This is a genomic window from Ruegeria sp. C8 (assembly GCF_056537565.1).
Window position 1 is genome coordinate 31538 of record NZ_JBQFRV010000003.1, and the last position, 11621, is coordinate 43158.

At 58.1% G+C, this 11621-nt stretch carries 10 protein-coding genes, 1 pseudogene and 1 riboswitch; of the genes and pseudogenes, 7 read left to right on the plus strand and 4 right to left on the minus strand.

Going from position 1 to position 11621, the window contains the following annotated elements; all coding sequences use genetic code 11:
- Positions 1-2: 2 nt before the first annotated feature.
- From ACR0KL_RS05470 to ACR0KL_RS05485, 4 genes are read right to left on the minus strand one after another with little or no spacing between them, the layout of a single operon-like run.
- A complete protein-coding gene (locus ACR0KL_RS05470) occupies positions 3-1658 on the minus strand; it encodes an alpha-amylase family glycosyl hydrolase (protein ID WP_170679955.1) in 1656 nt (551 codons plus the stop codon).
- Positions 1659-1667: 9 nt separating this feature from the next.
- Positions 1668-2816, minus strand: coding sequence for a carbohydrate ABC transporter permease (locus ACR0KL_RS05475; protein ID WP_170679953.1), 1149 nt, complete (start codon positions 2814-2816; stop codon positions 1668-1670).
- Between the two features lie 3 nt (positions 2817-2819).
- Entirely contained in the window at positions 2820-3827 is a 1008-nt protein-coding gene (locus ACR0KL_RS05480; protein WP_170679951.1) for a carbohydrate ABC transporter permease, read from the minus strand.
- 55 nt (positions 3828-3882) lie between these two features.
- Positions 3883-5241: an ABC transporter substrate-binding protein gene (locus ACR0KL_RS05485; protein ID WP_170679949.1), complete on the minus strand. Its 1359-nt coding sequence runs from the start codon at positions 5239-5241 to the stop codon at positions 3883-3885.
- A gap of 216 nt (positions 5242-5457) precedes the next feature.
- On the opposite strand from ACR0KL_RS05485, the gene ACR0KL_RS05490 reads away from it, so the two are divergent.
- The 7 genes and pseudogenes from ACR0KL_RS05490 to ACR0KL_RS05520 all read left to right on the plus strand — a co-directional run bounded on the left by ACR0KL_RS05490 (position 5458) and on the right by ACR0KL_RS05520 (position 11285).
- Positions 5458-6492, plus strand: a complete 1035-nt coding sequence (locus ACR0KL_RS05490; RefSeq protein ID WP_170679947.1) for a substrate-binding domain-containing protein — start codon at positions 5458-5460, stop codon at positions 6490-6492.
- Positions 6492-7793, plus strand: a pseudogene (locus tag ACR0KL_RS05495) (GH1 family beta-glucosidase); the annotation flags it as partial. The gene ACR0KL_RS05490 and the pseudogene ACR0KL_RS05495, both read left to right, overlap by 1 nt.
- 66 nt (positions 7794-7859) lie before the next feature.
- The gene (locus ACR0KL_RS05500) at positions 7860-8819 is read left to right on the plus strand and encodes a glucokinase (RefSeq protein WP_480555216.1); all 960 of its coding nucleotides are present in this window, start codon (positions 7860-7862) and stop codon (positions 8817-8819) included.
- Positions 8820-8847: 28 nt separating this feature from the next.
- The gene (locus ACR0KL_RS05505; RefSeq protein ID WP_480776708.1) at positions 8848-9774 is read left to right on the plus strand and encodes a carbohydrate kinase family protein; all 927 of its coding nucleotides are present in this window, start codon (positions 8848-8850) and stop codon (positions 9772-9774) included.
- 18 nt (positions 9775-9792) lie between these two features.
- Positions 9793-10458 (plus strand): D-lyxose/D-mannose family sugar isomerase, encoded by a 666-nt coding sequence (locus ACR0KL_RS05510; protein WP_170679941.1) that lies wholly within the window; start codon positions 9793-9795, stop codon positions 10456-10458.
- A gap of 120 nt (positions 10459-10578) precedes the next feature.
- On the plus strand, positions 10579-10800 hold the full coding sequence (locus tag ACR0KL_RS05515; RefSeq protein WP_170679939.1) for a hypothetical protein: 222 nt from the start codon (positions 10579-10581) through the stop codon (positions 10798-10800).
- A complete protein-coding gene (locus ACR0KL_RS05520) occupies positions 10797-11285 on the plus strand; it encodes a hypothetical protein (RefSeq protein ID WP_480555175.1) in 489 nt (162 codons plus the stop codon). The genes ACR0KL_RS05515 and ACR0KL_RS05520 overlap by 4 nt, the downstream gene beginning before the upstream one ends.
- Positions 11286-11319: 34 nt before the next feature.
- A riboswitch (cobalamin riboswitch) is annotated at positions 11320-11524 on the plus strand.
- Positions 11525-11621: the final 97 nt, after the last annotated feature.

The window sequence follows — 11621 nt, forward strand, 5'->3', positions numbered from 1 at the left end:
ACTTACCCCTTGTCCCTGCGCATCAGGCAGAATTCGGCAGGTTGCAGCGTGACGCGACCTTCACCCGTGACACTGCCAATGTCCTCACCAATTGCCTGCCAGCTGCCCGAGGGCAGATCGACCTGCCCCGCTTCGCGCCCCAGATTGAAGGCGCAAAACACCTCTTCGCTGGCGTTTTCGCGGCGGAAAACTAGGGCCGGGCCGACTTGCTCCATCTCTGATTGCGCCCCCGCAGCCAGCGCCGGATGCGCTTGTCGAAGAGCAATCGCGCGGCGATAGTGATGCAGCATGGATTGGTCGTCCGCCTCCATACGATCAACCGAGCGTTCGGATTGCTCGGCACTGACAGGTAACCATGGCTCGCCGGTGCTAAAGCCCGATTGTTCGTCCTGAGTTGCCCAGACCATTGGCGTCCGGCATCCGTCGCGGCCTTTAAACTCCGGCCAGAACTCAACGCCATAAGGATCTTGCAAGCGCTCGAAAGGCACATCGGCCTCGGGCAGTCCCAGTTCCTCACCCTGATACAGACAAGCCGAACCGCGCAGGCACATCATCAGAACCGCGTGCTGGCGCGCTGCTGCATCGCTGAGGTCCCAGCGAGAGGCATGGCGTTGAACATCATGGTTCGAGAACGCCCAGCAAGGCCAAGCGTCTCCAGCCTTGGCCTGAAGCTGGTCGAACACCTGTTTCGCGTAAGCTGCTGTCAAGGCTCGTTTTTCTAGGAACTCGAACGCATAGCACATGTGCATACGCGCATCACCCGAGGTGTATTCCCCCATGATCTCAAGCCCGCGTTGCGCGTCACCGACCTCACCCAGACAGGCGCGTCCTTCGTATTCGTTTGTCAGCGCCCTCAGTCGCTCCAGGAAGGCGATGTTTTCAGGCTGACTTTTGGAATAGAGGTGGTTCTGGTGGTTATACGGGTTCACTGCGGGCGCAATCGAGGCATTGCGCTCCTCAACCGGCAGCACGGGGTTATCGCGCAATTGCTTGTCGTGGAAATAGAAGTTGATCGTGTCCAGACGAAAGCCATCGACCCCCATCTCGAGCCAGAACCGGGCCACGTCCAGCAGCGCGTCCTGCACCTGTTCACAGTGGAAGTTCAGGTCCGGCTGCGATGTCAGGAAGTTGTGCAGGTAGTATTGCAGTCGGCGCGGGTCCCACTGCCAGGCAGATCCTCCGAAGATCGACAACCAGTTGTTCGGCGGCGTCCCATCGGGTTTGGGGTCGGCCCAGACGTACCAATCGGACTTCGGATTGTCCCTTGAGGCACGGCTTTCGCTGAACCACGGGTGTTGATCCGAAGTATGAGACAACACCAGATCAATCATCACTTTCAGACCCTTTGCGTGGGCCTGACCCAGTAGCTCTTGGAAATCCTCAAGCGAGCCGAACATCGGATCGACATCACGATAATCGCTCACGTCATAGCCGAAATCCTTCATCGGCGACTTGAAGAAAGGCGAAATCCAGATCGCATCGACGCCGAGCGAGGCGATATAGTCGAGCCGTTGGGTGATCCCCTTCAGATCACCAATTCCGTCGCCATTGCTGTCCTGAAAGCTGCGCGGATAGATCTGGTAGATCACGCCGCCCCGCCACCAATCTGAAGGCGCTTTGGTTGAGTTGGATAGGTCTACAGTGTTTTGCACGTTCATCAGACGCCTCTATTTGACGGATCCGGCCAACAGGCCCCGGACCAGGTATTTTTGCATTGCAAAGAACACGACCAGCGGCACAAAGATCGACACGAAGGCCGCCGTCGCTAGAATTTCCCAGTTGCCGCCTCGCGTGCCTAAAAGCTCGACGATGCGGTTGGTCATCACAGTGGTTTGGCCGGTCGCATCGATCAGGAAGACCTTGGCGACCAGAAGGTCGTTCCATGTCCATAAGAACTGAAAGATCGCGAAAGAGGCCAGCGCTGGGAAGCTGAGCGGAAGGATCAGTTTGGTGAAAATCTGGAACTCGGTCGCGCCATCGACACGGGCGTTCTCGATCAGATCGCGCGGCAATCCGGCCATGTAGTTGCGCAGCAGGTAAATCGCCAGCGGCATACCAAAGCCAGTATGGGCCAGCCAGACGCCCAGATAGCCTTTGCCAATCCCGATATTCAGGTGGAATTTCAACAGCGGGATCAACGCCAATTGCAAGGGCACAACCAACAATCCAACGACGGCCGCGATCAGCAGCGCACGGCCCGGAAACTCCATCCACGCCAACGCATAGGCCGCGAATGCAGCAACAAGGATCGGGATGATTGTCGCGGGAATTGTCACCGTCAACGTGTTGAAAAATGCCTTGGCCATACTGTCCGAACTGCTCTGATCCAGCAGGACTTTTCGGTAGTTGTCCAAGGTGAATTCCGGCGGCAATTCGGCCGTGACGAACACGCGCGCGCCTCGGTTTCCGGTGAACTCCTCGCTGTTCTCCATCCTGTAAGCGCCGTCCGCATCAACGGTGATCGTGCCGCCTCGACGCAGCTCGGCGGTGTCGCCGGGGACAAAGGCATCAACCTCACGGGCACTGATGCCCCAGTTCGAGATCTTCACCTGCTCGTCATCCCCGAAAAGCTGGCCTTCTATCACATAGAGGCCATTCTCCAGCACCTGCGTTTCAGGTGCGGCACTACGCAAGGTTAGGTTCTGCTCGGACGGAAAGATCGACCGCCACCAGCCACTGCCCGAAATTTGATCCGCGGTCCGGAAAGATGAAATCAGCAGGCCGAGGGTCGGAATCACCCACAGCACCACCAGAAAGACAACCGAGGCATGGACGACCCAGCGCAGTGCCGGTTTGGTTCCTGCAATATCGCTCATGGCCTACTCCATTTCCTTGCGCGCATTGCGCACGTTCCAGATCAGGATTGGAGTCACCAGCAACATGATAACCATGGCCGAGGCGGACCCCACCCCCCAATCATTGGCGCGGAACAGTTTGTCGTACATGTAGTTGGCCAGCACCTGCGTCTCCCATTGGCCGTTGGTCATGGCAAAGACAATGTCGAAGACCTTCAGGACGGTAATCGTAATCGTCGTCCAGACCACCAGAATGGTTGTTTTGATCTGAGGTACTTTGATCTTGAAGAAGATCTGGAACGGGTTGGCACCGTCCAGAATGGCGGCCTCGACGGTTTCTTCTGGGATGCCGCGCAAGGCAGCCGACAGGATCACCATGGCAAATCCGGTCTGAATCCAGACCAGAACGATCATCAGGAAGAACGAGTTCCAGAAGGGAACGGTCAGCCACGTTTGCGGCTCAGTCCCGCCGAAGAAGATGTAGAGGGCGTTTAGAATGCCGATCTGATCCTGTTCCGCCGGCCGCGCGTCATAGACCAACTTCCAGATCACCGAGGCCCCTACGAAGGAAATCGCCATCGGCATGAAGATAAGCGATTTGGCAAAATTGCCCCAGCGGATGCGATCGGTCAGCTGCGCCACGAGTAGACCAAAACCGGTCGACATTGCGGGTACGACGATCAGCCAGAACATGTTGTTGCGCATGGCTTCCCAGAATTTAGGCTCGGCCGCCATCTGGGTGTAGTTGTCCAGACCGACCCATCTGTACCCGCCGCCAGGCACGCGCTCCGTGAGAGAAAGACGCAGCGTCTCAACCACCGGATAGGCCAGATAGAGGCCAAGCGCCGCGAGCGCAGGGAACAAGAACAGCCAGGGCCGGATCATGTTCGCGCGGTTGATGTTGCGCCCTGCATTCGGCCCGCGCGGCGGGAACAGGACTTTGTCCAGAAACTGGTTCGAGATATAGAAGTAGCCCACGCAACCCGACACACCGATGATGATGGTCAGCAGGCCCTGAAGTGCCGGTGTCATGATGCCCTCGTCGGTTTGGAAACGGGGCAGCCGCATAGCCGCCCCATAACTTCAGTTACTTCGCGGCATCCCACGACGACTGGATTTCACCTGCAACAGTGGCCGCGTCCTTCGCGCCCGAGGAATAGTCGACCATGCCGGTCCAGAACGTCCCCGCGCCGACCGCACCCGGCATCAGGTCTGAGCCGTCAAAGCGGAACGTGGTGGCGTTGGTCAGAATCTCACCCTGACCGCGTTGCGTGTCATTGGCATAGTTCTCGGGGTTTGCCCCCAGATGCGGCGTCAGGAACCCGTCCTGAGACATCATGATCTCATGCGCAAATGGAGTTTTGAGGAACTCCATAAACACTTCAGTCGCCGGACTTGGGTTCGTGATGGTGAACAAGGTGCCAGCGCCCAGAACCGGTGTTCCCAGATCCTTCTCAGCATAGGCCGGGAAATAGAAGAAATCGGCATCCACGCCCAGCTCTGTCCCTTCCGGGAAATAGGCCGGAATGAATGAGGCCTGGCGGTGCATCATGCAAGCAGGCGGGCTGTCAAACAGGCCCTTGGGGCTGTCGCGGAAATCGATTGCAGCCGTGTCATCTGCGTTCCCAACCACATAGTCGTCATTGCGGGTAAAGCTGCCATATTCCTCGATCGCGGCAATCACGCGCGGGTCGTCGAACTTCATCTCATTCGAAACCCACTGGTCGTAAACCTCGGGCGGTTGCGTGCGCAGCATCAGGTCCTCAACCCAATCCGTTGCCGGCCAACCGGTCGCGCCACCGGATGCGAGACCGACACAGAGCGGCGTCTCACCGTCTTCGACCATCTGATCCATAAGCGCTTTGAACTCTTCCATCGTCTCCGGAACCTCATAGCCGAAGTCCTCGAAGTTCTCAGGGATGTACCAAACCAGAGACTTCACGTTCACGTTGAAGAAGAAGCCGTAGAAATCCTTGGCTCCGTCTGCGTTCTCGAACGTTCCCAAATCGACCCAAGACTGACCGGCGGCGAAATTGTTCTTGATCCAGTCTGCCGATCCTTCGGCAAGCGGCGTCAGATAGCCGTTCTTGGCCATGTTCGCCGCCAATCCGGGCTGCGGGAAAACCGTCAGGTTTGGCGCTGATCCGGCTGCTGCGTCGATCAAAATCTGCTGTTCCAGCGAGTCCGAGCCGACATAGCTGGAGTTTGCGCCCGTTGCCTCATCGAAATAGGCGACCAGATTTTCGAAGGATTGTCCTTCACCTGCAAGCCAAGGGCCGAAAATGGTGAGGTCCTGACCGCTCAGATCATGAGCGTCTGCAAAAGCCTGGAACCCGTCCCAGTCAAAGCCGCCCTCTCCAACGGGGTGGATCATTTGACCCTGTGCGTCAACAGCCCCGGCAGTCAGGGCAAACGTGGCCACACCTGCGTACAGCGTGCGTTTCATGAAATCTCCTCCCAATACTCTCCAGCGCCTTCGCTTCACGTTTTTCAAAGCGCTTTGAATGATTATTGTTATCCGCTAACATTTTTACTCTGTCAATGAGTCGTATTTTCGAATAAGTCAGAAAAACATGCTTGCCTGTTATCACAACAGGTTGGCCGGCGCACAAAACAGGACCTCACCAGTAAAGCCTTCGATTTGAAGGCGCTTTGACTACCTATGAACCTCAAGCAGCTCTCTGAAACACTGGGCCTTTCGCAAACCACGGTCAGCCGGGCACTAAACGGCTATCCTGAGGTCAACGCTGAAACACGTCTGAGGGTTGAGGCTGCTGCAGCCAAACATGGCTACCGCCCTAACAGCCGCGCCAAAGGGTTGGCGACGGGCAAGTCCATGGTCATCGGTCACGTCATCCCCAGCTCATCAAGGCATGAAATGGTGAACCCGATCTTCGGCGATTTCGTCGCCGGAGCGTCAAAAACATATGCCGAGCATGGCTATGACATGATGTTCACCAACGCCGATGACACCTCGATCGAGGCGGCCTATCGCAACCTGTTCCAACGCGGGGCGGTCGATGGTGTCGTGCTGCAGGGTCCAAAGGTCAACGAGCCAAGGATCGAGGTTCTGACGCGCATGGCGGTGCCGTTCATCGTTCATGGCCGCTCAACCGGCGTGCAGGCCGAATATGACTGGATTGATGTGAACAACAAAAGTTCGTTCCAGCGCGCGACGCAGTTTCTAATTGATCTGGGCCACCGTCGCATCGCCCTGATCAACGGGCTGGAGGATATGGACTTTGCCCAACGCCGTCGCGCCGGATATCTGGACGCCCTGCAGCAGGCCGGGCTGACGCCGGATGCCGCCTTAATGCGCAGCGCCGAAATGACCGAAGTCTATGGTCACCGGGAAACCCATCAGATGCTGCACATCGAGGAACCTCCGACTGCGATACTGGCATCGTCGATGATCACAGCCATAGGCGTGCGCCGCGCGCTAGAAGAAGCCGGGCTGCAGATGGGGCGAGATATTTCGGTCATCGCCCATGACGATGATCTTTCCTATCTCAAAAACGGACAGGATGTGCCGATCTTCACTGCAACGCGGTCCTCGGTTCGGGACGCTGGCGAAATGGCGGCCGAGATGCTGATCCAGCGGATCAAGTCTCCGTCTTCACCGGTACATACGAGGTTGCTTGAGGCCGAGTTGGTCGTCGGGCGGTCAACCGGGCCTGCGCCTACTGGGGTTCGATGATGAAATACACACGCAACGACTTCCCCGGCGACTTTCTGTTCGGCGTCGCGACATCCGCCTACCAGATCGAAGGCCACGCTCAAGGCGGTGCGGGCCGGACGCATTGGGACAGTTTCGCGGCCACCCCCGGCAATGTCGTCGGCGCGGAAAATGGCGCACTCGCCTGCGATCACCTAAATCGGTTCGAACAAGACTTTGATCTGGTTCAGGATGCAGGCTTTGACTGCTATCGCTTTTCGACCAGTTGGGCGCGTGTGTTGCCCGAAGGTCGCGGACATGTAAATCAAGCCGGGCTCGACTATTACGACCGTCTGGCGGACGCGCTGCTTGAACGTGGCATCCGCCCCTGTGCGACGCTCTACCACTGGGAGCTACCTTCGGCACTTGCCGATCTGGGGGGCTGGCGCAATCGGGATATCGCCGGGTGGTTCGCCGATTTCACCCAAGTGATCATGGGCCGGATCGGAGATCGCATGTATTCGGTCGCGCCGATCAACGAGCCGTGGTGCGTCAGCTGGCTCAGCCATTTCGAAGGCCACCACGCGCCAGGTTTGCGTGATATTCGCGCGGCTGCACGTGCGATGCATCATGTTCTTCTGGCCCATGGCAGCGCTATTCAAACAATGCGCAGCCTAGGCATGTCCAATCTGGGCGCTGTCTTCAACCTCGAATGGGCGGAGCCTGCGGATGATAGCGCGGCTGCGCAGCAGGCGGCCGCGCTCTATGACGGGATCTACAACCGGTTTTTCTTGGGCGGCGTGTTCAAAAAAGCCTATCCCGACAACGTGCTGGAGGGACTGGAGCCTCATTTGCCCGAGGGTTGGCAAGATGATTTGGACACAATCGGGGCGCCTGTTGATTGGTGCGGCTTGAACTACTACACCCGCAAGCTGATCACCTCGGCAGACAGTGCATGGCCAAGCCTGACCGAAGTGCCCGGCCCTCTGCCCAAAACTCAGATGGGTTGGGAAATCGACCCCGCCGCCCTGACCCGATTTCTGAAAAGGACCGCAGAAGACTATACCGGTGATCTTCCGATCTATGTTACAGAGAACGGCATGGCGAGCGCCGAGCGCCAGCAGGATGATGAGCGCATCGCCTATCTGGACGATCACTTGACGGCGGTGCAACAGGCTTTGGATGCGGATGTGCCCGTAAAGGGGTATTTCATCTGGTCTTTGCTGGACAACTACGAATGGGCCTTTGGCTATGAAAAACGGTTTGGATTGGTAGACGTGGATTTTGAGACGCTGGACCGCAGCCCCAAAGCCTCCTTCGCTGCCGTAAAAGCCGCACTTTCCGAGGGTGCCGCCGACCGGCAGGCCTATCGCCAGCCGTCCGGGTCTTTGCGCCCACATTGGACATTGGTGGCCGATATAGGTGGTACGAATACGCGTCTGGGCATTGTCTCTGATGGTAAGCTGACCGCATTGCACAAACACCCGACGGGCACCCTGCCCGATCTGCTGGACGCGTTGCATCATATACGCGATGAAGTTGGCACCGCGCCACAAGCCGTGGTCGCGGCTGGGGCCGGACCGGTGCGCGACGGGCGCATCCAACTGACCAACGCGAATTTGGACCTGTCCGAGGAGGCCCTGGCCAAGGCGACAGGGGCCGCCAACACCTATGTGATCAATGACTTCACCGCAGCAGCCTGGTCCGTGGCCGAAGTGACAGAGGCTGACGTATCCGTCCTGCAAGGCTCTGCCACTCCGCCGATGGGTACGCGTTTGGTCGTCGGGCCTGGAACCGGTTTGGGTGTCGGTGCACTGCTCTATTCTGAGGGGCATTTCCACACCGTTTCAGGCGAAGGCGGCCATGTGGGCCTGTCCCCGCGCACGCGGGATGAGGTCGATATCTTCGACGCCGCCCGCCATCTGGCACCCGAATGCTTTTTCGACGACAGCCTAGTGCTTGAGGCCGAAATGTTCCTCAGCGGAACCGGCTTGCCAATCCTGTATCGGGCCGCAGGCATGGCGGCTGGGCAAGCTCAGCCTCCAGTTCGCACTGCCCGAGATATCCTGCAGGACGCACGCGACGGCAAGGACCCGGTCGCCGTTCGCACCGCAGATTTGTTCATCAGCCATCTGGGTGCGTTGATGGGTGATATGGCCGTCACCGTGATGCCTGCCGGTGGCGTGTTCCTTGTAGGCGGCGTCGCCGAGAAAAACCGCTGGATGTTTGGCGAAACCTTCCGCAACGCGTTCAATGCAGGCGGACGTTTCAGTGAGTTGCGGCAGTCGATGAACCTTTATATCTCGGAACAGGCCGAATTTGGCATTGTTGGCGCTAACAACTTCTGTAAAAATGCGCTTCAGCGATAACTGAGCGTATTTTGGAAGAGGATGTGGGATGATCCTGTGTTGCGGTGAAGCCCTGATCGACATGATTGCCGAACCGACCCTGTCCGGGCGGGACGGTTTCGTTCCCCATTCCGGTGGCGCCATATTCAATACCTCTATTGCTTTGGGCCGGTTGAGCGCGCCGGTTGGCCTGCTGACCGGTCTGTCCTCGGACATGTTCGGGCGGCAATTGGCTGATGACCTGCGGGCCAGCCACGTGGACACGACACATGTGATTGCCTCGGACAGGCCGACCACGCTAGCATTTGTTCAACTGAAAGATGGCCACGCGACATACACGTTTGTCGATGAAAACACGGCGGGTCGGATGCTACGGGCCGAGGATATGCCGCGCCAACTCCCCGCGGTTTCAGCGCTGTATTTTGGTGGCATCAGCCTTGCCTGTGAGCCTTGCGCGGATGCCTATGCCGCGATGCTGGCGCAACATGGCGCGAACTGTGCTGTGATGTTGGACCCCAATATCCGACCCGGTTTCATACAGGATCAGACCCGCTACCGCACGCGGTTGAACCAGATGATTGAACAGGCCGATATCGTCAAAGTCTCGGATGAGGATCTGGACTGGATCATCCCTGGCCCGGAAAGCCATGATCAAAAAGTCCCTTTGCTGCTTCAAGCAGGCCCCTCTGCCGTCATCGTCACCCGCGGAAGTGAGGGCGCTTCAGGTTATCAGGCCAACGGTGCTGTGGTCTCAGTCCCAGTCAAACCGGTGCAAGTTGTGGATACGGTTGGCGCGGGGGACACGTTCAATGCCGGGGTTTTGGCCTCGCTGGAACGGGCTGGCCAGTTGACAAAGCCCGGATTGAAAGCACTGTCCCCGGATGCGCTACGCGACGCCTTGACCTTGGGCGCAGAGGTGGCTGCTGTGACCGTCTCGCGCGCCGGGGCCAACCCGCCCTGGTCGCATGAATTATAGCCCTACGAAGAGTCCGAGATGAAACGATCCGAAATCAACCGTATCAAGACCGAAGCCCAGGCATTCATCAGTTCATTTGGTGCCGTTCTGCCGCCTTTTGCAGATTGGACACCTGAGCAGATGCGCAACACTCAGGCGGAAAGTATCCGTGCCCATGGGCTAGGTTGGGATATCACCGACTATGGTCAAGGCAAGTTCGATGAACTTGGGTTGTTCCTGTTCACCCTGCGCAACGGCAACGTCAGCGATCTGAGCCGGGGGCGCGGTATGCTCTATGCCGAAAAGCTGCTGATCTCTCGCGACAAACAGCTGTCGCCGATGCACCGCCATATCGTCAAAGCCGAGGACATCATCAACCGAGGCGGCGGCGATCTGGTTATGGAAATCTATGCCTCGGACCCCGATGGCGGTATCGACCGGGATACCCCAGTCACTGTTCCCAGCGATGCCTGCCCTGTCACCATAGGGCCCGGAGAGCATCTGCGCCTGAAGCCAGGTCAGAGCGTGACCTTGATGCCCGGCATCTGGCATGCCTTCTGGGCGGAAGGTGGGGATTGCTTGATTGGCGAAGTCTCAACCGTGAATGACGACCGGACGGACAACGTATTTGAAGACCCGATCCCCCGCTTTGCAACAATCGAAGAAGATGCAGCGCCGGATTTCCTGTTGGTTGCCGACTACTGACTTCATTAAGAATTTCGCGCTTGCATTTTCTGACTAATTTAGTCAGTTAATGGCTGACCCAGTCAGATTCCGTTGGAATCATCGCCCGGTCCCATTTTTGCGACCGAAAGAAAACCTGACATGCGAAAATCCCTCGCCGATCTGTTGGCCATGGACGCTGTTGCCAGTCGCCATGGCTGCGCATTGAAACCAAAACTGAGGCAGGCGATTGAGGCTGATCTCAGCTTTTCCGTCCGCGCTGCATCACCGCGTCTTGAAACGCCAGTTGATCCCAATACGCTTCCGCAAAACGTCCACCCATTGGCCGCGAAAGCCCTCGACCCCAAAAGGGAACGCGCATGAAACACTCGGCATCCAACCACACACTGCCCCGCATCGAATTTGACGGTTTCGAACGCGGTTTGCTGCCTGTCATGCGGCACTTCATCCTCAGCTTCACAGAGCCGGAAACACAGGCTTGGCAACATGCCTTTTCGGTAGCGACCGAGCGTTGGGGGCGCGATCAGGGGCTTGTTCTGGCGCATCTGGTCTTCAAGATTATCAAGGCCACGCTACACACCCGCCCTCTGGGTCTGGCCTTCAAAGACCCGCTTTGTGCTGAAACACGGCAAGAACTGACATGTGACGAGCACGCCCTGCTCCGGATGCTGCATCACATGCGCCGCGACGAAACTCCGGCAGCGCGCGATGCCTTGAACGAATTGACCGGAGGCTATCCGGACGCCCATCTGATACAGGCCGGTTTGACCCTGGCTAGCCAGTTCCCGACAAATGGCGTCGGACCGGGCCAACCCGCGCGCAGGCCGATCCTGCGTGTGGTCCGCTAGCGCGATTCCTGTGCTTGACAATAGGAGCGTGAGCAGACTAGCTGCTCTGGATGGTTCCCGACGGCCTGTGTCTGAGGGATGAAAATGGGAATACGGTGCGGCCCAAAGGCCAATGCCGTGACTGCCCCCGCAACTGTAAGCGGAGAGCGACGCCACAAAACCACTGGCCCCAAAGGTCGGGAAGGTTGGCCGAGCAATGACCCGCAAGTCAGGAGACCTGCCATCACAGTTTAACCAACCCGGGGCGGGGTGTCCCGGAAGGAGGCTCGATGGCACATCTGCGTGCTGATGCAACTCATGGCTTTTGCCTTCAATCGGCTTTCGTTCAAGTCGGCG